Here is a 25031-nt window from a genome sequence, read left to right as displayed (position 1 = left end):
CTTTCGCAGGCGCCTAGCCGTTATAGCGGGCGCCGTTTCTCGTTTTCAAAAAGGCCTCCAGCGGCACGTCTTCCTGTTTCAGAAAGCCGGTTGCCGGAAGGGTGCCATCGCGCACCAGTTCAATGATCGCCACGACCGAAGAGGCAGTCGTCCAGGCAATCGCCGTGCGGGTCTTGCCGGCAATCTCGACCGGCTTCAGGCCCCGCACGAATTCCTTGCGCTGCATGCGCCCATCCAGCCGCCCTTCGGCCGCCACATGGATATAGACAATGTCGTTGCTGACCGGCGGCTTTGCATTCACCAGGATCTCCCCGGCCTCTTTACGCCGGTCCCGCATCAGCAACTCGTGAAAGAAGAAGTTCATCAACTGCACATGGCCCGGATAGCGCATGGTCTTGTAGTCCATGTTCGGCACCCGGTCCTTATAGGTGTCGCACATGGTGCCAAGCCCGCCGGACGTGGTGAAGGCTTCCAGCTCGACGCCGCCAATGACGATCTTTTCGATCCACTCCATGGGCGAGACCCACTTGATCTCGCCATCTTCCAGAACTTCACAATCGTTCAGATATTCGTTCACCACTCCTTCCGGGGACCAGTTGAAGGAATAGCCCATCAGGCCGGCCGGGTTCTGGGGCAACGCACCAACCCGCATCCGGCAGGAGCGGCAGTTTTCGAAGTCCTCGATCAAACTGGCGCCGACAATGCCGACAAAGCCCGGCGCCAGACCGCATTGAGGCGCCATCAGGCCCTTGGACGTTTTGGACAGCTCCATGATTGCCTTGGTGGTCGGAACGTCCTCGGTCAGGTCGAAATAATGCAGCCCCAGCGCATGGGCGACCCCGGCCACACCGGTATTCACAAAATACGGCAGACAGGACAGCACCGCATCCATGCCCGACAGCAGGGATTTCAAGACCTCCGGATCGCCCACGTCAGCCTTTTGGGCCGTAAAGGGCAGGCCACTCACCTCTTGAGCGTCAATACCGGTTACGGCAAACCCGCTGTCATGGAGCAGTTCGCCCGCCAGCGCACCGACTTTTCCCAGTCCAAGAACCGCAATCTTTTGCATGAGCGCTCTCTTCGAAGATGTTTCTCCAAAGAGACTAGCCGCCCTTGACCCGCCCTAAAACACCTGAAAAAGAGTTATATTCATGATGATTACTCATGGATTGAAAGACCGCCCATGGAACGTGACATCCCCATACCGAGCCTTTCAGTGCTGCGCTGTTTCGAGGCGGCCGCCAAACACCAGAGCTTCACGGCGGCCGCTGAAGAGCTTGGCCTGACCCAGAGCGGCATCAGCCGGCAGGTGAAGGAACTGGAAGACCAGATCGGCGCGGCCCTTTTCCGCCGGGAAGGCCGGGGCATCCGACTCACGCGCGCCGGAAGGTCTCTTGCGGAAGGACTGTTTTCCGATCTCGCCCGCCTGCGCAACACCATCAGCCAGGCGGTCGCCGCCGGAGAGACCCAGGAGCTGCTGACCATCGCTGCCCTGCCCACTTTTGCGACCCGCTGGCTGGTGCCCCGGCTGAGCGCGTTCAAGGCGGCCCGGCCCCATCTCGATCTTATGATCTACAGCCGCACCGAACCGTTCGACCTTGCCGAGGAAGGCATTGATGTGGCCATTCACTTTGGCGCCAATGACTGGCCTGGCGCCAAGCTGAGCCCGCTCTGCCCGGAAGATCTGGTGGCGGTGGCCGCCCCCGCCCTGCTGGCGGAGCATCCCATTGACCAAAGGGCAGACATTCTGGCCATGCCGCTGCTGCACATGACCTCGCGCCCGCATCTCTGGGCCGCGTTTCAGGCCAGCTTGCCGGAGACTGCAGGACATGTGCAGATGGGCAGCTATTTCGACCGGTTCTCGCTGGTGATCTCGGCCGCCGTCAGCGGCCTCGGCGCCGCCATCCTGCCCACTTATCTAATCGAGGCCGAGCTCGCCGACGGGTCTCTTACGGTCCTTGCTCCAGTGCGCGACGGCTCCGATCACAAATACTATCTGGCCACCGCGCCCGGCAAAGTGTCTCCGCTCTCCCATGAGTTTGTCGGCTGGATCAAGAAACAGGTCAGCCGCCGCCCTTGAGTTCCTTGCCCCGGCCGGTCAGTTCAATCCAACTCTGACCCGCCGTCTCCTCTTCCAGGACAGGACGGGCAGTTCCAAAGAGCTCCCAAGGTGTTTCGAGCCTCAACGCAGAGGCAAAAATCGGGCCTGGAACATGTTCGAGGTCGTGGAAGAGGATTATTTCGGCAAGGGTGTCGTCACACTATGCGTCCAGCTGATATGGATCCCCATGCTCTTCATCCCGCTTTCCTTTGTCGTCACCATCTTGCTGGTCGTCCTCTTCGCGCTCCTGACCCGGAACAGTGAAGACAGCACGGGCCCCGGTTCTGCACGCAACAAGCCCTTTTTGATGCTGATCCTGCTGGCGGCCTTTCAGGCCTTCCTGTCCGGCCTGCGCTGGGGATATGAAATTGAAGCTGTGCGGTTTATCACCCCGCTCTGCGCCGCATTGATGCCGTCGCTGATCTATAGCGGCGTTTCAAAACTTGTCCGGGTGGACGGCTTTTCGCGGCCCGTCCACCTGGCCATGTATGCGATCCCCTTCGCCGTCATCCTGACGCTGATGGTTGCCTGGCCTGCCGCCATTGATTTCGTTCTGCCGTTGCTTTTTCTCTCATACGCTGCGGCGATCCTGCGCCTCATGTGGGCGGGACCGGATGTTCTGCAAAAAGCCCCGTTTGAAAATGCGGTCCCGGCCCACCGCGCGCTCGTCTTCGCTGCGCTGGCGCTGGTCCTGTCAGCCTTGCTCGACCTCAGCGTTTCTCTCGACATCGTCTGGACCTATGGCGAATACACGCCCGCGCTGGTGACGTTCGGCAACCTTCTGGCCCTCGTCCTGCTCTCAATTCCAGGCTTCGTGGTCGTCCAAGGCAGGACTTCCACCGAAGGCGGGATTGGGAGCCAGGGCGGGGGCGAGCGCGGGACCGCAACAGGCGGCACCGGCCCCGCGTTCGACGAGGCCGAAGACAAGCAGACGCTCGACATTGTCTCAAACCTGATGACGGCCAAGCATCTTTACCGCGACCCGGATCTCAATCTTGACCGCCTGGCGCGCCGGGCCCTGATCCCGGCCCGGCAGATTTCCACCGCGATCAACCGGGCGACCGGCAAGAATGTCTCCCAATATGTCAACGAATTCCGCATTGCCGAGGCCTGCCGTCTGCTGGCTGAAACCAGCAGGCCTGTGACGGAAATCATGTTTGAAGCCGGCTTTCAGACCAAATCCAATTTCAACCGCGAATTCCGCCGTGTGACAGATATGACACCGCTTGAATGGCGGCAGCATCAAGCAGCCGCCTCACCCGGTTAAACCGGCCCTTCCCGCGTACCAAATCACGATCAAGGACGTTCCAGATCGTGTTCAAGGTCGAGATTGACCGGAAGAAGCGGTCATCTCAGGGTCATGAACACGCTCAACGAACATGACCGCAAACTTGCAGAAACACTCCGCTCGCTTTCTCTGGAGCCAGTGCCGCAAGCCTTGCCTCCCCGCAAGTACCACATAGGGTGGCTGGCGGGCATTCCAGCCGCCGCCTGCATCGCAGCGCTCGTTCTGATAATGCCGGCTGAGATGGCCAACCACATCCGGCTCGCCGTCTCCGGGAAATGGCAGGCGCCGCAGCCGGACAGCCTGCTGGAACCGCACCCAGCCGGTGCAACTCCCGGAACGGGAAGCGCCCGCCCCGCCAACCTGCCGCCGCCGCCTTCGGCAAGCGAAATGGCCGGTTCCGGTTTTGCCGTCGCCCCCCGTTCAACACTGGTCTTTTCCAAATATGAAGGCCAGGTGACCGGGATTGCAGTCGAGTCCGGGGACCGGGTCGAGGCCGGACAAACCCTCGTTACGCTTGACGACGCCACCGCCCGCCTCGCCCTGGCACAGGCAAAAGCTGCGCGGGTTTCTGCTGACTTGGTGCTTCAAGGCAAGACAATCGCGCTTGAACAGGCAGCAGCCTCATTGCGGCGCAATCGCATTCTGGCCAAGAGCAAAACGATATCGGTAAAAGCCCTTGAAGACAGCGCACTTAGCCTCAAGACCGCACAAAACGCCGTCGATCAGGCTGCTCAGGCCGTCAAACAGGCGGAGATTGCCGTCAAGGTTGCAGCAGAACAGGTAGATGCCCTGGTTGTGCGCGCGCCCTTTGCCGGCACGGTGACCCGGCTCAACGCCCATATTGGCGACACAGTGCTCGCACGGGCCGACAGCGTCCGGGAGAACCAGAGCCTGCTGACACTTGCCGATACCACCGCAATGGTGGTCGACGCCGATGTCTCCGAAACAAACATTGCCCGGCTTCAGCCCGGTCTTTCAGGAGAAGCCGTGCTCGACGGCTTTCCCGGCCATCCCTTCACAGTCAAAATCAAACGGATCGCCCCGGCTGCCTCGCAGGCCAAAGGCACGATCAGTCTCCGCCTGTCCTTGATCAATCCGCCGGACGGCATCCGCCCCGGCATGGCCGCGCGCATCCGCATCACCGTTCCCAATCCCAAAACGCAACCCGGAGACGCCCACTCATGAGCGAACTGACCCAAGACACCCCCTATATCTCCTTAAAAGCTGTAAGGAAGAGCTACACACTCGGCGGCGAGACGATCCCGATTTTCGCCGAACTCGATCTCGACATTCCGAAAGGTGACTTCGTCGCCATCATGGGACCGTCGGGCTCCGGCAAATCGACATTGCTTAACATGCTGGCGGGCGTGGAGCGCCCCGATGCCGGAGAGCTGCGCATCGGCAACGCCCGGCTGGACCGGATGGGCGAAGCCGCCCGCGCAGCCTGGCGGGCCCACAACATGGGCATCGTCTTCCAGTTCTACAATCTGCTGCCGATGCTCAACGCGGCCGAAAATGTCGAGCTGCCGCTCTTGTTGAAACCGCTCTCGGTGGCGGAACGGCGTGCGCGCGTCAGCACAGTGCTTGACCTCGTAGGGCTTGCGGAGCGGGAAAAACAATATCCTTCGCTCATGTCGGGCGGCCAGCAGCAGCGCGTCGGCATTGCCCGTGCCATCGCCGCTGATCCTGCCCTTCTGCTTTGCGACGAACCCACCGGCGACCTTGACCGGAAATCTGCAGACGAGGTTCTTGACATGCTGCGCCTTCTCAACCGGGAACTTGGCAAGACAATCGTGATGGTCACCCACGACCCGCAGGCCACACTCCATGCCCACCGCACGCTTCATCTCGACAAGGGTGCCTTCATCGAAGCAGAAAGGGCCGCGTAATGAGTTTCCTCACTCTTGCCAGAAAGAACGCCTGGCGGAAGCCCCTGCGCACCTTGATGCTGACCTTCTGTGTCGCTGTGGCTTTTCTGATTTATGGTTTGACGGGAAGTTTCCTTGCCGGAACGCAAGGCACAAGCGGCGCAAGCGAAGACCTGCTCGGCGTGATGAACGCGGCCGGACGCACGCAATCCCTGCCAATGGCCTATCTGCCCCGGATTGCCGCCATGCCGGGCGTAGCTGCGGTCAGCTATTCGACACGCCTTCGGGGATTTGTCGATGTGGAAAGGAATGTTGTCGCCGTCAGCGCCGTGGATGCCGCATCTATGGCCAAAGTGAGCGGCAAGGAGCTTGGCCTCACACCAGAGCTGATCGCCGCACTAGGCAGAAGCGGAGACAAGGTTCTTGTCGGCCGGGCGCTGGCACAGGCCCAAGGCTGGACCGTTGGACAACATATCACCGTCACCGCCTTCCACACGCGGAGAAAAGACGGGGACCGCACCTGGCCCTTTGAGATCGCCGGTATCTTTGACGGCGAAAACGCCAGCACCGACACCTATTTCATTCTGGCCAATTACAGCTATGTCAACCGCTCAAGGGCGGCAGGTGAAAACACGGTCGATGTCTTCGCCTTACGCCCCGAAAAAGCTCTTTCCCCCGGGGTGCTGGCAGCCCGGATCGACGCCCTGTTCGCCAATACGGTGCAGCCAACGCGCACGCAGTCGGAAAAGCAGTTTCTTGAAGCCTTTTTGCGCCAATATGCCGATGTCGGTCTGATCATCAATCTTGTGACCGGCGCGGCTTTCATTACCCTGCTGATGATCATCATAAACACCATGGTCTTTGCCATCAGGGAGCGCAGCTTCGAGATTGGCGTCCTGAAAACGCTGGGCTTTTCGCAAAAACATATTCTGCTGCTGGTTCTGGGGGAAACGCTGCTGATCTTCGCGGCAGGCGGCGCACTCGGCCTTGGGCTGGCCAAGCTTGCAACGGTCGCAACCGGGCCGCTTCTCGGCCTTGTCTTTTCTTTCGAAGTGCTGGCCAAGGGCGTTGTGATTGCCCTGTTTTTTGGTCTTGCAACCGGGCTCCTCCCGGCCATCGGCGCCATGCGCACCCCAATCAGCAAAGCTTTCAGAGTGAGATAAAGATGACCTCCAATTTGCAACAGATTCACGTCATGGTCAGGGCCAGCCTTCTCAGCCTGCCCCGGCGCTTTGCCATTGCCGCCTCCATGGTGCTGTCCGTGACGCTGGTCGTCTGCGTCCTGGCGGGTTTCCTTGCCATGGCCGCAGGGTTCGAAGCCGCATTGAAAGGAGCCGGGTCTCCCAACGCCGCAGTTGTTCTTGGCGGAGGCACAAACCAGGAGACCGGGTCCGACATTCCTGCACAAGCCATCCGCACACTCCAAGCCATGCCGGGAAACATCGGTGTTGAGCGCAATGGATCGGGCAACCTCGTCCTGTCCCGCGAAATCGTTGTGCCGGTCGAAGTGCCGCAAAATGGTGCGGGCACCCGCAAGGTTCTGGCCTTGCGCGGCATGAGCGCGGAGGGCCCTTCGCTTCGCGATGGCATCACGCTGACGGCTGGCCGCTTCGCGTCCCCCGGCGCCCGTGAAATTGTCGTCGGCAACCGGCTCGCTCGCGATTTCCCGTCCTTTGCCGTTGGAAACAAGGTGCGGCTCGGTGCCGTCGACTGGACGGTCACCGGCCAGTTTTCCGCACATGGCAGCGCTTTCGAATCTGAAATCTGGGCGCCTCTTGATGCGGTCCGCTCCACCTTCGACAGGCAGGGTCAAGTCCAGAGCCTGCGCCTGCGCCTTGAAGGGGCAGACGGCCTCAAGAACCTTGACGCCGCGCTTGGAACCATCACCACAACACCCCTCACCGCCCTGACGGAAGCAGATCTTTACGCGGCTCAGTCCTCAAGAACCGCCGATCTCATCCGCGTGTTCGGATGGCCGCTTGCGCTGTTGATGGCGCTCGGCGCGACAGCCGGCGCGCTCAATACCATGATGAGTTCGGTGTCCGACCGCACGGTCGAGATGGCAACGGTCCGGGCCCTCGGTTTCAGCCGTTTGTCTGCTTTCATCGCAACCTGGACCGAGGCCCTTGCTCTGGCGGCAATTGGCGTGGTGATCGGCCTTGCCGTCTCCTGGCTTGTGTTCAACGGCTGGCAGGCAAGCACCATCGGGGCCAACAATGCCAGCATGGCGTTTCAGCTGACCGTCAATGCCCGCGTGATGGCCACAGCCGGCGTCCTGGGGCTTGCGATAGGTGCGGTTGGTGGCCTGCTGCCAGCCTTTTCCGCAGCGCGCCTGCCCCTTGTAAAGGCCCTGCGGGCACGCGCCTGACGGGCGCCGCACCAGCAAAACGAACGGCCAAACTGACCGATTGGCAAAGAGCATCACCGCCCGCAGCGTCTCTCTTGTGCCCGCATGAGAGGGACGTTCACTCAAGACACACATCCTGAGCTTTCTGGCAACTCTCGGCAGCTGGTTTCACAGCGGAGGCCCTTTAAGGGACACCGCAGAACCAGCTGTGCCTTGCCACTTGTTTTCCCAAACGGGCGAAGCAGTCAGGCGCCTAAAATGAAATCATTTTAAGATTGAAATTTTAAACTTGAAGGATTTTGAAAATCGTGGTTCGCTGATCCTGCGCATCAATGGAGGATCTGATGAGAATTGCATGTTTGGGCGGTGGACCGGCCGGGCTCTATTTCGCGATTTCCATGAAACTGCGCGATCCTGAGCACGAGATTATTGTGTTTGAGCGCAACCGCGCCAATGACACATTCGGCTGGGGCGTGGTCCTGTCCGATGATGCCCTGAGCCGCATGCAGGGCAATGACCCGGTCAGCACACAGGCCATTCGCGACCATTTTGCCTATTGGGATGATATCGCGGTTGAACATGACGGGGTACGCACTGTCTCCGGAGGCCATGGCTTTGCCGGGATCGGCCGCAAGCAGATGCTGGTGCTCCTGCAGAAAAGGGCCCGCGAGCTGGGCATTGATCTGCGCTTTGAGACAGAGTTTCAGGACGCGGAAAGCTACAAGAAGGGCTTCGACCTTGTGGTTGCTTCCGACGGCATCAATTCCAGGGTGCGCGCGGAATTTGCGGACATCTTCAAGCCGGATATCGACCGGCGCCTGTGCAAGTTCATCTGGCTCGGCACCCACCAGAAATTCGACGACGCCTTCACGTTCATTTTTGAAAAGACGGAACATGGCTGGGTCTGGGCCCATGTCTACCAGTTCGATGACAACACCGCGACCTTTATCGTCGAATGCCTGCAGCCGACATGGGACGGCTGGGGCTTTGCGGACATGACCAAGGAAGAAACGGTCGAAACCTGCCGCCGCATTTTTGAGAATCATCTCGGCGGTCATGATCTTATGTCCAATGCCGCCCATCTGCGCGGCTCGGCGGTCTGGATGAATTTCCCCCGTGTGATCTGCGAGACCTGGTTCCACGAGAATGTGGTGCTGATGGGCGATGCGGCCGCCACCGGGCATTTTTCTATCGGCTCGGGCACACGCCTCGCCTTTGACAGCGCCATTGCCCTTGCCGACTACCTGCACAGCGAGCCGGACATGCAGCAGGCTTTCCAGCGCTACCAGGAAGAGCGGCGCCTGGAGGTGCTGCGCCTCCAGTCAGCCGCCCGCAATTCGCTTGAATGGTTTGAAAATGTGGAGCGCTATCTCGGCCAGCATCCGGTGCAGTTCAACTACAATCTCCTGACCCGCTCACAGCGCATCAGCCATGAGAACCTGCGCCTTCGCGATCCTGACTGGCTGCGCTCCGCCGAACGATGGTTCATGGAACAGGCGGGTGCCCCCGCCGATGCCCCGGTGCGGCCGCCCATGTTTGCCCCGTTCAAATTGCGGGACATGACGTTGAAAAACCGGATCGTGGTGTCCCCCATGGCCCAGTACAAGGCGGTGGACGGCACCCCGGTGGACTGGCATCTGATCCATTATGGCGAACGGGCCAAGGGCGGCGCCGGACTGGTCTATACGGAAATGACCTGTGTCAGCCCCGAAGGCAGGATCACCCCAGGCTGTCCGGGGCTCTACGCTCCCGAACACGAGGCCGTCTGGAAGCGCCTGACTGACTTTGTCCATAGGGAAACCGAGGCGAAGATCTGCTGCCAGATCGGCCATTCCGGCCGCAAAGGCTCAACACGGATCGGCTGGGAAGGCATGGACCAGCCCCTTGAGGAGGGCAACTGGGAGCTGGTCTCCGCCTCCGCCCTGCCCTGGTCATCGCGCAACGCCTCCCCCCGGGAAATCACGCTGGCCGAAATGGCCCAGATCAAGGACCAGTTCGTCACGGCCACTGAAATGGCCGAGCGGGCCGGCTTTGACATGATCGAACTCCATGCCGCCCATGGCTATTTGCTGTCTTCATTCATATCGCCTGTCTCCAATATCCGCACGGATGCCTATGGCGGTTCTTTGGAAAACCGGATGCGCTGGCCGTTGGAGGTCTTCAGCGCCATGCGGGCCGTCTGGCCAGCCGGAAAGCCCATGTCGGTGCGCATTTCCGCCAATGATTGGGTGGGTGAAGAGGGGGTCACGCCGGAAGACGCGGTTCAGATCGCCCGCCTCTTCAGCGACGCCGGAGTGGACCTGATCGACGTCTCAGCCGGTCAGACCACACCGGAGGCAAAGCCTGTCTACGGGCGCATGTTCCAGACCCCCTTTTCCGATCAGATCCGCAATGAAGGCGGGCTCAAGACCATGGCGGTTGGCAACATCTATGAGGCAGACCATGCCAATTCCATCCTGATGGCCGGACGGGCGGATCTTGTGGCCGTTGGCAGGCCCCATCTGGCCGATCCCTATTGGACATTGCACGAAGCCGGCCGGATCGGCGACCGCGCTGCGCCCGACTGGCCCCCGCCCTATCTGGCCGGACGGGATCAGGCCTGGCGCCTGGCCGACCGGGATGCGGAGACCTTGCGCGCATGAGTGTTCAGGACCGGCATATCATCGTAACGGGCGGCGGAAGCGGCGTTGGTGCGGTCTGCGCCCGGCTTCTGTCGCAAAACGGGGCGCGCGTGACGGTTATCGGCCGCACGGAGTCCAGCCTTGCTGCCCAGGCCCTGCCCTATCAGATCTGTGACGTCACAGATCCTTCTGCCGTTGACACCGCTTTCAAGGCTGCCCGGGACACCTCAGGGCCCGTGGACACGGTTGTCGCCAATGCAGGGGCCGTGGAGAGCGTGCCGTTTTCAAGGATGACGCCAGAGACGCTTCAGGCGATGCTCTCCGTCAATCTGATCGGTGTCTCCAATGTCTGGCAAGCGGCCTTGCCGGATATGAAGGCCGCCGGACGGGGACGTATGATCGCCATTGCCTCCACCGCAGGTCTCAGGGGCTATCCTTATGTCAGCGGCTATTGCGCGGCCAAACATGCGGTGGTCGGCCTGACACGGTCGCTCGGCAAGGAGCTCGCGCGCACGGGCATCACCGTCAATGCCATCTGCCCCGGTTATGTCGAAACACCGATGCTGGAACGCTCCATCGATACGATTTGCGAGAAGACCGGCATGAGCCGGGAGGCGGCGGCACAGACCCTGAAAGCGGACAACCCGCAAGGCCGCTTCATTCAGCCGGAAGAGGTGGCGGAGATGGCGATGTGGCTGTGTTCGGAGGCGGCCCGGTCCGTGACCGGCCAGGCTCTCAGCCTGTCGGGAGGCGAGCTATGAACACAGCCGCGGAACCCCTGTCAAAGGCCCGCCTGCGGGTGTGGCTGAAACTCTTGAAAACCTCAAATGAGATCGAAGCGGAAATCCGTCGCAAGCTGCGTGATCATCACACCACCACCCTGCCGCGCTTTGACGTCATGTCCGCCCTGGCCCGGTTCCCGGACGGGCTGAAGATGAGTGATCTGTCCACCTACTTGAAGGTCTCCAACGGCAATGTCACCGGCATTGTCGACAAGCTGACCGGGGACGGGCTGGCCCTGCGCGTTGCGGTGCCCGGCGACAAACGCGCCCAGATCGCCCGGTTGACCCCCAAGGGACGGGCCGAGTTTGAAATTCTTGCCGTCGAACATGAAAGCTGGATCAACGGCCTGCTGGGAGGTCTGACATTCGAGGACCTGGACACCCTGTCCGGCACGCTGGAGCAGGTTCTGGCCCACAGCACTGAAAAGGAACTGTCCGATGCGTAGCGACGTCACCCATTTCCGCTGCGAGATCGAGAGCGGCATTGCCAGGATCCGGCTGGACCGGCCTGAACGGAAAAACCCGCTGACCTTCGAAAGCTATGCGGAGCTGCGCGACTGGTTCCGCGATCTTGCCTATGCCGAAGATGTTCATGCGGTGGTGATCCTGCCGAATGGCGGCAATTTCAGTTCCGGCGGCGATGTGCATGACATTATCGGCCCGCTGACAACCATGAACATGAAGCAGCTTCTGGCCTTCACCCGCATGACCGGCGATCTGGTCAAGGCAATGATCGGCTGCGGCAAACCCGTCATTTCAGCAGTCGACGGTGTCTGCGCCGGGGCGGGGGCCATTCTGGCAATGGCCTCCGACCTGCGCCTCGCCACCCCAGACGCAAAGGTTGCCTTTCTGTTCAACCGGGTCGGCCTTGCCGGCTGCGACATGGGCGCCTGTGCCATCCTGCCCCGCATCATCGGCCAGGGCCGGGCCGCCGAACTCCTTTATCTTGGCCGTTCCATGAAGGCTGAAGAGGGCCATGCCTGGGGTTTCTTCAACCAGATCACCAGCGCAGACACGCTGGAAACAGCCGCCCTTGACATGGCAGAGCGCGTTGTCGCCGGACCGACCTTTGCCAACGCCATGACCAAGACCATGCTCGCCCAGGAATGGTCCATGAGCCTGGAGCAGGCAATTGAGGCAGAAGCCCAGGCCCAAGCCATTTGCATGCAGGGCAATGATTTCCGGCGCGCCTATGAAGCCTTCGCCGCCAAGGAAAAACCGGTTTTCGAGGGCGACTGATGGCCGATACGAGCTTCCTCACCTGGCCGTTTTTTGACGATCACCACCGGGCTCTCGCCGAGAAACTGGAAGGCTGGGCCGCCGCCCATCTGTCAGCTCTGCCCCATGAGGACACCGATGCGCTCTGCCGCAAGCTGGTTGCGATGCTCGGAGACGCCGGGTTCCTGCGCCGATCCGGATCACCGGACGGTGTTCTGGATGTGCGCAGCCTTTGCCTGATCCGCGAGATCCTGGCCCGCCATGACGGGCTGGCCGATTTTGCCTTTGCCATGCAGGGGCTCGGCACCGGTGCGATTTCCCTGTTTGGAAGCGACGCCCAGAAAGAACGCTGGCTGCCGCTGACCCGCAGCGGCAAGGCCATTGCCGCCTTTGCGCTGACGGAACCGCAGTCCGGGTCCGATGTGGCCAATTCCACCATGACCGCCACGGCCGATGGCGAGGGGTATGTCCTGAACGGCGAAAAGACCTGGATCTCCAATGGCGGCATTGCCGATCTCTACACCCTGTTTGCCAGAACCGGCGAAGGCTCCGGAGCCCGAGGCCTCTCGGCCTTTGCCGTGACGCCGGACCTTGAAGGTTTTGAGGTGGTGGAGCGGCTGGAGACGATCGCGCCCCATCCCCTGGCCACCTTGCGTTTCACCGGCTGCCGGGTGCCGCGCTCCGCCCTGATCGGTAAGCCCGGCGCAGGCTTCAAGGTCGCCATGTCCGTGCTCGACATTTTCCGCTCCACCGTGGCCGCTGCCGCCCTCGGTTTTGCCCGCCGGGCCCTGGACGAAGCGCTGGCCCGGGTGACGACCCGCACGATCCAGGGCGCGCCGCTGTTCGACCTTCAGATGGTGCAAGGCCACATTGCCGATATGGCGCTGGATATCGACGCTGCCGCGCTGCTGATCTACCGGGCCGCGTGGACCAAGGACAGCGGCGCGCCCCGGGTGACCCGGGAAGCGGCCATGGCCAAGCTGTTCTCTACCGACCAGGCCCAGAAGGTCATCGACACCGCCGTCCAGCTTCACGGGGGGGACGGGGTGCGCTCCGGCAGCGCCGTTGAAAGGCTCTACCGGGAAATCCGCGCCCTGCGCATCTATGAAGGCGCGTCGGATGTTCAGAAAGTCATCATTGCCCGCCAGACCCTTGGCGCTTTTGAAGGAGACTGATCCATGCTTGGCCCGACCGCACATGTGGACACCTTCACCCGGGACAATCTGCCGCCGGAAAACACCTGGCCGGACTTTCTGCTTGAGGGGTTCGGCTATCCCGACCGGCTGAATGCGGCGGTCGAACTGACGGACAAAATGGTCGAACAGGGTTTTGGCGACCACACCGCCCTGATCGGCAATGGCCGGCGCAGAACCTACAAGGAACTTGCGGACTGGACCAACCGTCTTGCCCATGCGCTGACAGATGACCTTGCTGTCAAACCCGGCAACCGCATCCTGATCCGCTCAGCCAACAACCCGGCCATGGTGGCCTGCTGGCTGGCAGCCACCAAAGCCGGCGCCGTGGTGATCAACACCATGCCGATGCTGCGCGCAGGCGAATTGTCAAAGATCGTCGACAAGGCCGAGGTAGAATTCGCCCTGTGTGACACCAGGCTGATGGAAGAACTGGTCACCTGTGCCAAGGGCTCTGCCTTCCTGAAAAAGGTGATCGGCTTTGACGGCACCTCCAACCATGACGCGGAACTCGACCGTCTCGCCCTCGAAAAGCCGGTCGTCTACCAGGCGGTCGGCACCGGCCGCGACGACGTTGCCCTGCTCGGCTTCACGTCCGGGTCCACCGGCACCCCCAAAGCCACGATGCATTTTCACCGGGACCTTTTGATCATTGCAGATGGCTATGCGCGCGAGGTGCTGGGCGTGACCCCGGACGATGTCTTTGTCGGCTCGCCTCCCCTGGCCTTCACCTTCGGCCTCGGCGGTCTGGCCATCTTCCCGCTCCGCTTTGGCGCAGCTGCCACGCTTTTGGAAACGGCAACGCCGCCCAAGATGATCGAGATCATCCAGAAATACAAAGCCACGGTCTGTTTCACCGCCCCCACCGCCTACCGTGTGATGCTGCAGGCGATGGAAGACGGTGCGGACCTGTCTTCCTTGCGCGCGGCCGTGTCGGCCGGCGAAACCCTGCCCGCCCCCGTTTATGATGCCTGGATGGCCAAGACCGGCAAACCCATGCTCGACGGCATCGGCGCAACGGAAATGCTGCATATCTTCATTTCCAACCGGTTCGAGGACCATAAACCGGCCTGCACCGGCAAACCGGTCACCGGCTATCAGGTCAAGATCATCGACCTTGAGGGAGCGCCCGTTCCAACCGGCGAGGTCGGTCGTCTGGCCGTGCGCGGCCCGACCGGCTGCCGCTATCTGGCAGATGACCGCCAGCACGGCTATGTGCAGGACGGCTGGAACATCACCGGCGACAGTTTCAGCATGAGCGAAGATGGACATCTGCACTTTGCCGCCCGCAACGACGACATGATCATCTCTGCCGGCTACAACATCGCCGGACCGGAAGTGGAGGCCGCCTTGCTGGCCCATCCGGCGGTGCAGGAATCCGCGGTTATCGGCATCCCGGACGAAAGCCGGGGCGCGATTGTCGAAGCGCATGTGGTCCTCAACGAAGGACATGAGCCTGACGAGGCCATGCGCAAAACCTTGCAGGACTATGTGAAGGCCACCATCGCCCCTTACAAATATCCACGGTCCATCGTCTTTCCGCAGACGCTGCCCAAAACGGAAACCGGCAAGATTCAACGCTTCCGCCTGCGCGCGGAAGACACATGACACAAAGGCCCCATCGGCAGCTTGAAAGGACCCTTAGATAACCAAAAGTGCGTTCCCGCTTCGTGACAGGACAAAAAGACCGCCGAAGCCGCCGGACGATATCCGGCGAACGGGAAAGCCGGACAGGACCATCGCATTGATTGAACTGAGCCGCCAGGGGACAGTCCGGAAGCGGTTTCGCCCCCAACAAACCTGTTGGAACCAGGCTTGAACGGCCACACGGGCGCTTATGCCGCCCAAAGCAAGATGTAAAATGTCCAAAACACTTCCCAGAGGGGCAAAGGGACATGTCATTTATACTGCTCATTGAGCAGGTGCTGAACGGTTTGCAATTTGGCATCATGCTGTTTCTGATGGCCGCCGGCCTGACGCTGGTGTTCGGCGTCATGGGTCTGATCAATCTGGCCCATGGATCGCTTTATATGATCGGCGCCTTTTGCACGGCCACCGCAGCCGCAGCCACCGGCTCCTTCCTGCTCGGCCTGATCGCAGCCCTGACCGGAGCCGCCGCCGCAGGCGCGCTGGTGGAGCTTCTTGTCATTCGCCGCCTCTATGACAAGGACCATCTGGATCAGGTGCTGGCAACCTTTGCCCTGATCCTGATCTTTTCAGAGGGCACCCGCTGGTTGTTCGGCTCCTTTCCGCTTTTTCTCGATGTGCCCGAAGCCCTCTCCGGCCCGGTGACCCTGCCCGGCGGAATCGAATATCCGCTCTACCGCCTCACCCTGATTGTTGTTGGCCTGGCCGTTGCCCTTGCCCTTTACGGGCTGATCTCCAGAACCCGGCTCGGCATCCAGATCCGTGCAGGCGAAAACGACCGGGAGATGATTGCAGCCCTCGGCATTGACATTGCCAAACTCTACACGATCGTTTTTGCCCTCGGCGCCGCCCTCGCCGGTCTGGCTGGCGCCCTGGTCGGAGCCATACAGTCGGTGCAGGTCGGCATGGGCGAGCCGGTGCTGATCCTTGCCTTTGTTGTCATCGTGATCGGCGGCATCGGTTCGATCAAGGGCGCCCTGATCGGTGCCATACTCGTGGGCCTGACCGACACGCTGGGCGGAATTTTTCTGCCCGAAGCACTGAAACTGGTGCTTGAGCCTGCCACGGCTACGTCACTCGGGTCGTCGCTGGCCTCCATGTCCATCTATATCCTGATGGCGGCCGTCCTGATCCTGCGTCCCTCTGGCCTGTTCGGAGCGCGCGCATGATCCGGGAAAGCACACTCAATGCCTTAACCCTTGCCCTCTTCGTGCTGATCCCGGGCTGGGCGCTGCTGGCGGACGAACCCTTCACCATCACCTTGATGACCCGGGCCGTGATCTTCGCCATGGCAGCCACCGGCCTGAACATTGCGCTCGGCCTTGGCGGCCTCGTCAGTCTTGGCCATGCGGTGTTTTTCGGCATCGGCGGCTATGCAATGGGCATACTGGCCCATCACGCCCAGACCTATACGCCGCTGGCCGAGTGGCCACTGGTGCTGGAGGGCACCAAATCCATGCCCGTGATCTGGTTGGCCGCCATTGCCGTGTCAGCGCTTGCCGCTCTGGTGATCGGCGCCTTGTCGCTGCGCACGGCCGGTGTCTATTTCATCATGATCACGCTGGCCTTCGGGCAGATGTTCTTTTTCTTCGCCATTTCCTGGGCCGAATATGGCGGTGAAGACGGCCTGTCGATCTATGTCCGCAATAGCTTTCCCGGACTCAACACGCTGGTGCCGGTCCAGTTCTATGGCCTTTGCTTCGCACTGTTGTGTCTCGTTCTGCTTGGCGCCTCACGGCTGGCAAAGTCCCCTTTTGGCCTGGCGCTGAATGCGGCCCGGCAGACTCCTATGCGCGTGGAGACCATTGGCCTCAATCCGGCCCGGCTCAAGCTGACCGCCTTTGTCATTTCCGGCGCCGTCACCGGGCTGGCCGGAGCCCTTTTTGCCGACCTGAACCGGTTCGTCAGCCCAACCATGTTCAGCTGGCAGACCAGCGGAGAAATCATGATCTTCCTGATCCTGGGCGGTGTCGGCCGCCTTTATGGCCCGGTGATCGGCGCGCTGGCCTTTGTCGCGCTGGAACATTGGCTCGGAGGCTTGAGCGACTACTGGCATATTTATCTTGGCCTTCTCTTGCTGGGGATCGTGCTGTTCGGACGCGGCGGCCTGATCGGGATGATCTCGGGAAAGGCAGCCCTTCATGACTGACTTCGTTCTGGAAACGCGGAACCTGAGCAAGAGTTTCGGAGCGCTGGCGGCCAGCCGCAACATTTCCATCGGCCTGAAAGCCGGGGAGATCCATGCGGTGATCGGCCCCAACGGAGCCGGTAAAAGCACCCTGATCGGCCAGATCTGCGGGACGCTGTCCCCGGATGCCGGATCGGTTCACCTTCTGGGGGAAGATGTCACTCTGGAGCCCGCCCGCGCGCGGGCCCGGCGCGGCCTCGGGCGCACCTTTCAAATCTCCGCCCTGGCAATGGAAGACACGGTGCTGCAAAACGCTCTTTTGGGCGCGCTCGGAGCCGCCGGAACACCCTGGCGTTTCTGGGGCAGCGCCTTTGGCGATGCGGATCTGCGCGCCACCGCCGAAGACGCGCTGGAACGGGTTGGCCTGACAGATCTCGCCAGTGCCCGCACCGCCGAACTCAGCCATGGCCAGCGCCGCCAGCTGGAGGTAGCCGTTGCCCTGACGCTGAGCCCCAAGGCCTTCATCATGGATGAGCCCATGGCGGGCATGGGCGCGGAAGGCTCCAAACAATTGACCGGGTTTCTGGACGCCTTGCGCGCAGAAGCGCCGATCCTGCTGGTAGAACACGATATGGATGCGGTCTTTGCCCTCGCCGACCGGATCAGTGTTCTGGTCTATGGTCAGATCATCGCAACCGGCACGGCCGACGAGATCCGCAAGGATGCCGCCGTGCGGGAAGCCTATCTGGGAGAAGAAGGATGAGCCTTTTAACCCTGTCCGGACTGACCGCTTCCTACGGCGCCAGCCAGGCGCTGTTCGGCGTCGACCTGAGCCTTGACGAAGGCGAGGTTCTGGCTCTGCTCGGACGCAATGGCATGGGCAAGAGCACCACCGTCAAATGTATTTGCCGCATGCTGGCCGCAAAGGGCACCTTGCGCTTTGACGGCCACGACCTGTCCGCGCTGCCCAGCCACCGGGCCGCCCGGCTGGGCCTGGGTCTGGTGCCCGAAGGCCGCCGCTGTTTCGGCGCGCTCACCGTGCACGAGAACCTGACCGCCGCCTCCCGCCCGGGCGAGTGGACATTTGACCGGGTCACCGGCCTGTTCCCAAGGCTCGGCGAGCGGCGTCATCAGCAGGCCGCCTCCCTTTCCGGCGGCGAACAGCAGATGCTGGCCATCGGCCGGGCGCTGATGACCAATCCAAGACTGCTTATTCTGGACGAGGCCACAGAAGGCCTTGCCCCGATCATTCGTCAGGAGATCTGGTCGGTAATCCGCACCCTCAAGGCGGAGACCGGACTGGCCCTTCTGGTCATCGACAAATCCTTAAAAGAGCTTCGGGAAGTCTGCGACAGCGCAGCCATTCTGGAACGGGGCCAAACCGTCTGGTCCGGTCCGGTCGCGGATCTGACCGACGACATCACAACGGCCCATATCGGCGTTTAAAGACATCAGGGAAACGGGAAATGCCATCAACACTCATCCAGCCGGACGGCTGGGCGCCCGCCAGGGGCTACGCAAACGGGATGCTGACAAAGGGACGGACCTTGCATATTGGCGGGCAGATCGGCTGGAACAAGGATCAGGTCTTTGAAAGCCACGATTTTGTCGGCCAGATGGAACAGACACTGGCCAACATCGCCGCCATTGTCCGCACCGCAGGCGGCGAGGTGACCGATATTGTCCGACTCACCTGGTTCATCACCGACAAAAAGGAATACCTGGCCCGGCAAAAGGATGTCGGCCAGGCCTACCGGCGGGTCTTCGGCAAGCATTTCCCGGCTATGTCCGTTGTCGTGGTCGCCGGCCTGATCGAAGACGAGGCGCTGATCGAGATCGAGGCCACGGCCCAGCTCGACTGACCTCCCCGCCACATCCGGTCATGTCAGTTCAAAACGTCCTGCTCATATTCCGCGTAGAGGACCGGATTGAAGATGGAATTGACCTGAAGCTCGCGCCTCGGTTTCAGGTCCTGCGAAAAATTCAGGGCGGCTTCAAACCCCTTCCGCGTGAGGGATCTTAATCCCTGGGGAAACGGCCCCAGCTTCTGGCCGGGCGTCTTGCTGGCAAGATTGAACCCCCAGATGCCGAAGGATGGCACCGCGATCTGATAATTGACCACCTGGGGAAAAATCTCTTCCAGCGTGCGGGAAATTGTCCAGTAGGTATGGGGTGAGAAAAAGGGCGAACTGCTCTGGGTCACAAGCGTGCCGTCTTCGGTCAAAAGGGCGGACACCATTGCGTAAAACTCCACCGAATAGAGTTTCGCCAGAACCTCGTTGTGCGGATCTGGAAAGTCGATGATAACCTTGTCATAGGTCTCGCCCGTCTCCTTCACATAGACAAAGGCGTCCTTGTTGTGGACGGTCAGAAGCGGGCTGTGCATGCTGCCCTGATTGAGGCGCACAACCGGTTCAAAACGTTCGCCTAGCTCCGTCATGGCCGGATCCAGATCGACAAGATCGATCTTTTCAATGCCGGGATGGCGCAGGACCTCCCGCACCGCCAGACCGTCCCCGCCCCCCAGGACCAGAACCCGCTTCGGCGGGTGTCCCCAGGACAGAACCGGATGCACAAGTGCCTCATGGTAACGGTATTCATCCGCTTGCGAAAACTGAAGGTGCCCATCGATGAACAGCCGCACCTCGTCCTTTCGCCAAGTGTTCGTCACCACCATCGTCTGATAGGCGGACTGCTTTTTCCAGATGATCCGGTCAAAATAAAGGTGGTCCTGGGCGTAAGCGGTGATCCGGCCCGCCGTCAGGGTCAGGACGATGAGCAGAAGAACGGTGCCGATCACAAAGCCCAGCATCCGGCGCGGCCGGTCGAGATAGTCCCAGAGCCAGAAGACATTCAAAAGGGCAACCGCAGCATTGGTCAGCCCGATGGCGAAGGACGAGGAGATCAGCCCGAGCGAAGGCAAGAGCAGCAGAGGAAAGGCCACGGACCCGATCAGGGCCCCCAGATAGTCGAGAGACAGGACCCCTGAAATCGATTCCCGCAGCGTTGCCCCTTCCGACAGAACCCGGGTCAGGATCGGGATCTCCAGACCGACAAGGAAACCGATAGCAAAGATGAACCCGAACATGCCCGTGGTATAGAACCAGGGCGCCATCGGAAACAGCATGAACAGAGTAATGCTGCACAGGCCGCCCGTCAGCGCCAGCATCAGTTCGACCCAGACGAAAGTCTGGATCAGGTTGCCGTCAATAAAGCGCGACACATACGAGCCGATGCCCATGGCAAACATGAAAAAGCCGATGGTCATGGAAAACTGATAGACCGAATTGCCAATCAGATAGCTGGAAACGGTGCCGATAATCAGTTCATAGACAATACCGCACAGCGCAACCACGAGAATGGAGGCCAGCAAAATAGCCCCCTGTTTTTTCGGCAGGTGCTCATACCGGCTAGTTGGGGACACTTGATCCATGGAATTCCCTTGAGCCAAAAAACCCGGAGCCTCGCCAGATCCGGGTTTTTCCTGAACGGGGGAGAAGATGGTCCCCGATTATTTACCTAGGCGCAGACCACCGGAGCGGGCGCTTGAAGGCGCACGGTAGCTGGCGCGCGGCGTCACGGTGCGGTTGTTGAAGCTGGACGGGGTGATCCCCGCACCACGCTGGCGGTTGAGCAGGGTGCCAATCAAGGCCCCGGCGAGGAGCCCGGTGCCGGAGAAATGCATACCCGAGCTATTCCCGGCCACATCGGTCGCAATCAGACGCCGGTTGGCTTCATCGACTTCGACAGTGAACACATCAGCTTCGTCGCTGTCCTGAACATCATTGGCATTGTCATCCGCAAACCCGAGGAACTTGCCGTCAGGTTCCACGGCAATGCCGAGCGGCTTGTCGTAAAACCGGGGGTCGGTGTTCAGGGTATGGGCCAGATACAGCGAGAATTCCTGAAGCTGCGTGTCGGACGCACCATCCACCCCCCTGGCTGCCCAGATAGTTCTGGTATTTGTTGATCGCAAATTCCGTGCGGTCGAGCACCTGTCCAAGGTCCGCCGTCTGCACGCTTGGACCCTTCAGGAAGACGCTATAGGCAATGAAGCCCAGCACGGCGACAATCCCGACCATCTTTAAATTGTTGAACATCTCGAATTCCTTCTGACTTTGAGATCTTTATGCACTTGCATCTTCAAGGGGTCTGACTCCACCAGACCTGATCTTCGCCCTTGGCGTAGAAATCGGCGAGCTGAACGCACGGGCGGAAGCCGGCACCGCTAATGGCCGTTTCATTCGCCTCCGACAGGTCCTGCGGCAGAATGAGAACGAGGGATCTGGCCCGCTGCGCTCTTGCCTCTGCCACGGCATTCCTGAGAGCCTCGGCATTGGGGCCACCGTCCGGACCGCTGCCGGCACCTTCCCCTTCTTCCCAGCGGATTCCCAGAACCCCGTCGCATTCCGGATCGGCGTCCAGGCCTGCAATCGACAGTGTCTTGCCCGCCAGACGGGCCGCAGGATCAAGGGCGGGCCGGTCCTGGTTTTCCAGACCGTAGATCAGCTTGGCTTCCCCCAGCGCGTAATAGTCCGGCACTGTGACCTTCAAATTGGCGCCGAACCTTTCATACATGCGATGCGCGGCCCCATAGAGCGGCGCACCGTCTTCCTGGTAGTCGCTGGTCTCAATCAAAAGCAGGCGGAAACCGGCGTTGTTCAGATGGCCCAGCAGCTCTTCAAACATCTGGGATCCAAGGCCATGGCCGGTCAGTTTGCGATCGAGATAGTGCCAGCACAGCCAGGCCACATCATCAACATGGTCGTCCACCGCGTAGCCAGTGATACCGACAACCACCCCATTGCGCATGAGAACGAACTTGTTGCCGACCCCGCCCGTATTGAACGACGCCAAAGCCTCTTCGGCATCGTCCTCGTCTGTTTGCGAGATAATGTCGACCGCCCGCTCAATGTGCTTGGGCTCCATCGCTTTCAGGCGCGGTGTATTGTCGGCAAACAGGCTTTTGAACATCAGGACTTCGAGGCCTTTGAAAACAAACGGAATAGATGCGGCAGACGGTGGGGCGCCAAAGAAATGGCGGAATGGCGCGCGGCGCTCCGCACGAAAATTGGAAACAGAAGGACGCTTTGCGACTTACCTGGAAACACTGGAACAATTACTAATAGCAATATTATTGCAGAAACGTTTCATTCAACCTTAAATAATGTCCTTTCTACCGGAAGGCACAGCTTTCTTCGAACTGTCACAGGATTGGCTGGCGGGCCGGAAAATTGGCCCAAAGCGCGGAAATCAAGCATTTTCAAAGAGATCCGCCCGTCAGAAACCGTCCGTCTCTCCTCCAAGGCGCGAAGACTACTCTCGAATACGGCGGCAGCAAGGCCACAATCGAAAAACACTCTAAAGCTGAGATTTCAACCGCCTTTTTTGACGGAAGACGTCCAGGCCGGGAGACACCCGGCCAAGTGACGCAGCGCGGGCAAGCCCTTCATTTACGACAGACCTGAAAACGGGACAGCGCGGGCAGAAGCTTTTCTTTACCGGCTTACCGAAAGTCTGGTCCGGGGGTGTGTTTGGAATTGTATTTCGGCGAACAGTCGCTACATACAATTGGTTACATTGTGAAATATTCAGGAAGGGGCAAATGGCAGATTTCAGCGCTCAGATTGACAAGTCCATGCAGGAAGTCACAGCTGCACGGCAGAAAATCGGTGAGTTCACCATGCGGTTCGAGACTGCCCGCAAAAAGCTTGACGCGGGTGAGGATATCTCGATTGATATTGAGAACGCGACGCTGGATGACGTTCATGCCCATACGGAATTGATGGGAGCGAATATCGCCGAACTCATCATGGGCCTGGATGACGTCACCGCCACCTTTTCCAAGGATTTCGACGCCATGCGTTCGAAGACAGGCTGGGAGTCCTTTGTCGGCTTATTTTCCAAGGCCCGGTCCGACAGCATCCGCCAGGAGCGCATGCGCAGCGCCAGCATCGACGACAAGCTTCAGGACCTGATCTCCAAGTCCAATGTCATCGGCCAGTTGCTTCAGGAACAGCTCAACACGCTGAATGAGCACAGCAAACGGGTTGAAAGCAATCTCAGCGAGACCCTGACCAAGCGGGAAGACGCCGTCGCTTCTCTTGAGACCATCAAGCAGCAGCTTCTGGACATGGATCCGAAAATCATCGCGCTAGAAAACAAGATCTCGGTGGAAACGGATGCTGCGAAACGCACCAAGCTGGAGAGCGAACTTGCCGAGGTGAATGCGGACTATAATCGCCTTGCCCAGGAAGAGCAGGTCAAGCTGGCCGAAAGCCAGACCCTGGAACGCTATATCGAAAAAGGAAAAACCTGGGTTGACAGCCTGCAGAACCAGGCCGCCACCCAGATGGTCCTGATCAACAAGCTGCAAACGGACACCAAGCAGCGCGTGGTGCTTTATGACGCGCTGGTCAAGTCGCTCAAGACCGCCCAGCAGCAGGACGTTGCCCACAAGATCAACGAGATCGGGGTTGCAACCGACAAGGAAGCCCAGTCGGCAATGGCCGCCATCGGCTCGGCCACCAACCAGCGCATGGCCGACATGATGGAAGCCCATGAAGATCACATGGTCTTTGCCCGCAAGGTCCTGGAAGAAAAAGCCAAGTCGGACGAGCGCTTTGCCCGCCGGTTTGAGAAGATTATCGAAAAGCACGACAAAAACGCCTACGGAGCCTGAGGGCTGAACCTTGGATCTGACACTCGACCACAGGGTTCTGGAAGAAGCGCATGAAACCCGGCGCTACTTCGCCAAATTCGAACGCATCATCTCGCACCTGCAAGGCGTTGCGGACAGCGTCGTATCGGAAGACACGGCGCTCTTTTCGGAAATTCCGCTTCTGAAACAGTATCTCGAGGCACTGGCCGGAACATTCACCGCGTTGTCCTACAAGTATCTTCTGGCGGGCCGGGTCTCCGACAAGCTGCCCAACCTGCTCAGCATCGACCGCCAGGAAAGCGGCTTTCCGATCTATCAGGAACTTCTGGAAATGGCCAATAACGCCATGCAGGCCAAGACCCATTTGCGGTCCCTGCCCAGCATGCGCGATCTCAAACTGGGTATGCTCAATCACATTCTCAGAGAGCAGTCCTGCCCGACCAACCTGCAATTTGCCACCGCAGAACGGCAATATTACGAGCAGCTCACGGAAGGGCCCCTGTTCTGGGCCCGCAACGACCCGCGCCTTGCCTGGTTCGGGAATGTGGATGAAACCCGCCGCAGATACCGGGTGCACTGGGCCGTCTATGACAGCTTGCAGAATATTCCGCTGATCTATGTGATGGATCTGGAAGACACCGGCAAGAGGCCCCTTGCCAAGGATGAACGGCGCTGGCCCCGGGTCCAGGCGCATCTGACCGCCCAGTCCTCTGCCGGGTTGAAGCTGCTGACCATTGCCCGCGGCTTCGACCACGACTTTGCCGACCTTCACCCCAAGCGGCTGCGCCGGTTCTATATCGGGCCGATGTACAGTCACACCTTCACCGAACAGAGTGGCCCGTTGCGAGATGTTCTGGCGCAGGCAGGACGGACGCCCGGGGAAGACTGGGCCCTGGCCTGGACCACGGAAACGCTTGTGGCCTCGGGGTCCGAACAGGAATCAACCGGCTTCTTTTCTTCCGTGGAACGGCAGGTCTATGAGTTAGATCCGTTCAGTGCCGGCAGGGACAGCGACGAGACCGCCGGGCACACCCGGCGGCAGCGCTCGCTCATCCTGCCGCAAAAGCCCTATCAGGTTCTGGAAGAAATGGCCCCCCCGGGCTTTGCCGCGATCCGTAAATATGCCGTCAGTCCGAGCGGCAAAATCCTTAGCTACAAATAGGTTTCAGCGTGACCT

Annotated in this window: 23 protein-coding genes; 19 read left to right on the top strand and 4 right to left on the bottom strand. The window is 60.4% G+C overall.

Annotation, left to right across the window (positions count from 1 at the left end; translation table 11 throughout):
* Positions 1-13: 13 nt before the first annotated feature.
* The gene (locus ACXAH0_RS16715) at positions 14-1069 is read right to left on the bottom strand and encodes a saccharopine dehydrogenase family protein (protein ID WP_475193114.1); all 1056 of its coding nucleotides are present in this window, start codon (positions 1067-1069) and stop codon (positions 14-16) included.
* Positions 1070-1183: 114 nt separating this feature from the next.
* Here ACXAH0_RS16715 and ACXAH0_RS16710 point away from each other — a divergent pair, with 114 nt between their 5' ends.
* From ACXAH0_RS16710 to ACXAH0_RS16630, 17 genes are all read left to right on the top strand, one after another.
* Positions 1184-2080: a LysR substrate-binding domain-containing protein gene (locus ACXAH0_RS16710; protein ID WP_475193110.1), complete on the top strand. Its 897-nt coding sequence runs from the start codon at positions 1184-1186 to the stop codon at positions 2078-2080.
* A gap of 133 nt (positions 2081-2213) precedes the next feature.
* Positions 2214-3368, top strand: a complete 1155-nt coding sequence (locus ACXAH0_RS16705) for a helix-turn-helix domain-containing protein (protein WP_475193105.1) — start codon at positions 2214-2216, stop codon at positions 3366-3368.
* Positions 3369-3461: 93 nt separating this feature from the next.
* The gene (locus tag ACXAH0_RS16700) at positions 3462-4574 is read left to right on the top strand and encodes an efflux RND transporter periplasmic adaptor subunit (RefSeq protein ID WP_475193102.1); all 1113 of its coding nucleotides are present in this window, start codon (positions 3462-3464) and stop codon (positions 4572-4574) included.
* Positions 4571-5278 carry an ABC transporter ATP-binding protein gene (locus ACXAH0_RS16695; protein WP_475175567.1) on the top strand — a complete coding sequence of 236 codons (708 nt, stop codon included), beginning with the start codon at positions 4571-4573 and terminating at the stop codon, positions 5276-5278. Before ACXAH0_RS16700 ends, ACXAH0_RS16695 begins: the two co-directional genes overlap by 4 nt.
* The gene (locus tag ACXAH0_RS16690) at positions 5278-6420 is read left to right on the top strand and encodes an ABC transporter permease (protein WP_475193100.1); all 1143 of its coding nucleotides are present in this window, start codon (positions 5278-5280) and stop codon (positions 6418-6420) included. Before ACXAH0_RS16695 ends, ACXAH0_RS16690 begins: the two co-directional genes overlap by 1 nt.
* A 2-nt stretch (positions 6421-6422) precedes the next feature.
* Positions 6423-7625, top strand: a complete 1203-nt coding sequence (locus tag ACXAH0_RS16685; RefSeq protein WP_475175572.1) for an ABC transporter permease — start codon at positions 6423-6425, stop codon at positions 7623-7625.
* Positions 7626-7948: 323 nt separating this feature from the next.
* Positions 7949-10246, top strand: a complete 2298-nt coding sequence (locus ACXAH0_RS16680; RefSeq protein WP_475193097.1) for a bifunctional salicylyl-CoA 5-hydroxylase/oxidoreductase — start codon at positions 7949-7951, stop codon at positions 10244-10246.
* Positions 10243-10986, top strand: coding sequence for an SDR family NAD(P)-dependent oxidoreductase (locus ACXAH0_RS16675; RefSeq protein ID WP_475193093.1), 744 nt, complete (start codon positions 10243-10245; stop codon positions 10984-10986). Before ACXAH0_RS16680 ends, ACXAH0_RS16675 begins: the two co-directional genes overlap by 4 nt.
* Positions 10983-11453: a MarR family winged helix-turn-helix transcriptional regulator gene (locus ACXAH0_RS16670; protein WP_475175581.1), complete on the top strand. Its 471-nt coding sequence runs from the start codon at positions 10983-10985 to the stop codon at positions 11451-11453. The genes ACXAH0_RS16675 and ACXAH0_RS16670 overlap by 4 nt, the downstream gene beginning before the upstream one ends.
* Complete coding sequence (locus ACXAH0_RS16665) at positions 11446-12246, top strand: enoyl-CoA hydratase family protein (RefSeq protein WP_475193091.1); 801 nt, start codon at positions 11446-11448, stop codon at positions 12244-12246. Before ACXAH0_RS16670 ends, ACXAH0_RS16665 begins: the two co-directional genes overlap by 8 nt.
* The gene (locus tag ACXAH0_RS16660) at positions 12246-13400 is read left to right on the top strand and encodes an acyl-CoA dehydrogenase family protein (protein WP_475193089.1); all 1155 of its coding nucleotides are present in this window, start codon (positions 12246-12248) and stop codon (positions 13398-13400) included. Before ACXAH0_RS16665 ends, ACXAH0_RS16660 begins: the two co-directional genes overlap by 1 nt.
* A 3-nt stretch (positions 13401-13403) precedes the next feature.
* The gene (locus ACXAH0_RS16655; RefSeq protein ID WP_475193085.1) at positions 13404-15026 is read left to right on the top strand and encodes an AMP-binding protein; all 1623 of its coding nucleotides are present in this window, start codon (positions 13404-13406) and stop codon (positions 15024-15026) included.
* A gap of 287 nt (positions 15027-15313) precedes the next feature.
* A complete protein-coding gene (locus ACXAH0_RS16650; protein ID WP_475193082.1) occupies positions 15314-16234 on the top strand; it encodes a branched-chain amino acid ABC transporter permease in 921 nt (306 codons plus the stop codon).
* Complete coding sequence (locus ACXAH0_RS16645) at positions 16231-17214, top strand: branched-chain amino acid ABC transporter permease (RefSeq protein ID WP_475193078.1); 984 nt, start codon at positions 16231-16233, stop codon at positions 17212-17214. Before ACXAH0_RS16650 ends, ACXAH0_RS16645 begins: the two co-directional genes overlap by 4 nt.
* Entirely contained in the window at positions 17207-17956 is a 750-nt protein-coding gene (locus ACXAH0_RS16640; RefSeq protein WP_475193073.1) for an ABC transporter ATP-binding protein, read from the top strand. The genes ACXAH0_RS16645 and ACXAH0_RS16640 overlap by 8 nt, the downstream gene beginning before the upstream one ends.
* On the top strand, positions 17953-18639 hold the full coding sequence (locus ACXAH0_RS16635; protein ID WP_475175602.1) for an ABC transporter ATP-binding protein: 687 nt from the start codon (positions 17953-17955) through the stop codon (positions 18637-18639). Before ACXAH0_RS16640 ends, ACXAH0_RS16635 begins: the two co-directional genes overlap by 4 nt.
* A 20-nt stretch (positions 18640-18659) precedes the next feature.
* Entirely contained in the window at positions 18660-19055 is a 396-nt protein-coding gene (locus ACXAH0_RS16630) for a RidA family protein (RefSeq protein WP_475175604.1), read from the top strand.
* Between the two features lie 23 nt (positions 19056-19078).
* Here ACXAH0_RS16630 and ACXAH0_RS16625 read toward each other — a convergent pair whose 3' ends face one another.
* The 3 genes from ACXAH0_RS16625 to ACXAH0_RS16615 form a co-directional block, all read right to left on the bottom strand.
* Positions 19079-20626 (bottom strand): polyamine aminopropyltransferase, encoded by a 1548-nt coding sequence (locus ACXAH0_RS16625; protein ID WP_475193071.1) that lies wholly within the window; start codon positions 20624-20626, stop codon positions 19079-19081.
* 78 nt (positions 20627-20704) lie between these two features.
* Positions 20705-21127 carry a hypothetical protein gene (locus ACXAH0_RS16620; RefSeq protein ID WP_475193068.1) on the bottom strand — a complete coding sequence of 141 codons (423 nt, stop codon included), beginning with the start codon at positions 21125-21127 and terminating at the stop codon, positions 20705-20707.
* Between the two features lie 209 nt (positions 21128-21336).
* Positions 21337-22167, bottom strand: a complete 831-nt coding sequence (locus ACXAH0_RS16615) for a GNAT family N-acetyltransferase (protein ID WP_475193063.1) — start codon at positions 22165-22167, stop codon at positions 21337-21339.
* 631 nt (positions 22168-22798) lie between these two features.
* Between ACXAH0_RS16615 and ACXAH0_RS16610 the strand changes: the two genes are divergently transcribed.
* Positions 22799-23875 (top strand): hypothetical protein, encoded by a 1077-nt coding sequence (locus ACXAH0_RS16610; protein WP_475193060.1) that lies wholly within the window; start codon positions 22799-22801, stop codon positions 23873-23875.
* 10 nt (positions 23876-23885) lie between these two features.
* Complete coding sequence (locus ACXAH0_RS16605) at positions 23886-25016, top strand: hypothetical protein (RefSeq protein WP_475193057.1); 1131 nt, start codon at positions 23886-23888, stop codon at positions 25014-25016.
* Positions 25017-25031 lie beyond the last annotated feature (15 nt).

This window comes from Roseibium sp. AWQ4_290 (assembly GCF_056160985.1).
The sequence above is the reverse complement of the archived record's forward strand: the minus strand, read 5'-3'. Positions and strand labels throughout refer to the sequence as shown.

Coding starts and splice junctions, on each gene's coding strand:
- ACXAH0_RS16715 (WP_475193114.1), bottom strand. CDS start 1,069: ATGCAAAAGATTGCGGTTCTTGGACTGGGAAAAGTCGGTGCGCTGGCG.
- ACXAH0_RS16710 (WP_475193110.1), top strand. CDS start 1,184: ATGGAACGTGACATCCCCATACCGAGCCTTTCAGTGCTGCGCTGTTTC.
- ACXAH0_RS16705 (WP_475193105.1), top strand. CDS start 2,214: ATGTTCGAGGTCGTGGAAGAGGATTATTTCGGCAAGGGTGTCGTCACA.
- ACXAH0_RS16700 (WP_475193102.1), top strand. CDS start 3,462: ATGAACACGCTCAACGAACATGACCGCAAACTTGCAGAAACACTCCGC.
- ACXAH0_RS16695 (WP_475175567.1), top strand. CDS start 4,571: ATGAGCGAACTGACCCAAGACACCCCCTATATCTCCTTAAAAGCTGTA.
- ACXAH0_RS16690 (WP_475193100.1), top strand. CDS start 5,278: ATGAGTTTCCTCACTCTTGCCAGAAAGAACGCCTGGCGGAAGCCCCTG.
- ACXAH0_RS16685 (WP_475175572.1), top strand. CDS start 6,423: ATGACCTCCAATTTGCAACAGATTCACGTCATGGTCAGGGCCAGCCTT.
- ACXAH0_RS16680 (WP_475193097.1), top strand. CDS start 7,949: ATGAGAATTGCATGTTTGGGCGGTGGACCGGCCGGGCTCTATTTCGCG.
- ACXAH0_RS16675 (WP_475193093.1), top strand. CDS start 10,243: ATGAGTGTTCAGGACCGGCATATCATCGTAACGGGCGGCGGAAGCGGC.
- ACXAH0_RS16670 (WP_475175581.1), top strand. CDS start 10,983: ATGAACACAGCCGCGGAACCCCTGTCAAAGGCCCGCCTGCGGGTGTGG.
- ACXAH0_RS16665 (WP_475193091.1), top strand. CDS start 11,446: ATGCGTAGCGACGTCACCCATTTCCGCTGCGAGATCGAGAGCGGCATT.
- ACXAH0_RS16660 (WP_475193089.1), top strand. CDS start 12,246: ATGGCCGATACGAGCTTCCTCACCTGGCCGTTTTTTGACGATCACCAC.
- ACXAH0_RS16655 (WP_475193085.1), top strand. CDS start 13,404: ATGCTTGGCCCGACCGCACATGTGGACACCTTCACCCGGGACAATCTG.
- ACXAH0_RS16650 (WP_475193082.1), top strand. CDS start 15,314: ATGTCATTTATACTGCTCATTGAGCAGGTGCTGAACGGTTTGCAATTT.
- ACXAH0_RS16645 (WP_475193078.1), top strand. CDS start 16,231: ATGATCCGGGAAAGCACACTCAATGCCTTAACCCTTGCCCTCTTCGTG.
- ACXAH0_RS16640 (WP_475193073.1), top strand. CDS start 17,207: ATGACTGACTTCGTTCTGGAAACGCGGAACCTGAGCAAGAGTTTCGGA.
- ACXAH0_RS16635 (WP_475175602.1), top strand. CDS start 17,953: ATGAGCCTTTTAACCCTGTCCGGACTGACCGCTTCCTACGGCGCCAGC.
- ACXAH0_RS16630 (WP_475175604.1), top strand. CDS start 18,660: ATGCCATCAACACTCATCCAGCCGGACGGCTGGGCGCCCGCCAGGGGC.
- ACXAH0_RS16625 (WP_475193071.1), bottom strand. CDS start 20,626: ATGGATCAAGTGTCCCCAACTAGCCGGTATGAGCACCTGCCGAAAAAA.
- ACXAH0_RS16615 (WP_475193063.1), bottom strand. CDS start 22,167: ATGTTCAAAAGCCTGTTTGCCGACAATACACCGCGCCTGAAAGCGATG.
- ACXAH0_RS16610 (WP_475193060.1), top strand. CDS start 22,799: ATGGCAGATTTCAGCGCTCAGATTGACAAGTCCATGCAGGAAGTCACA.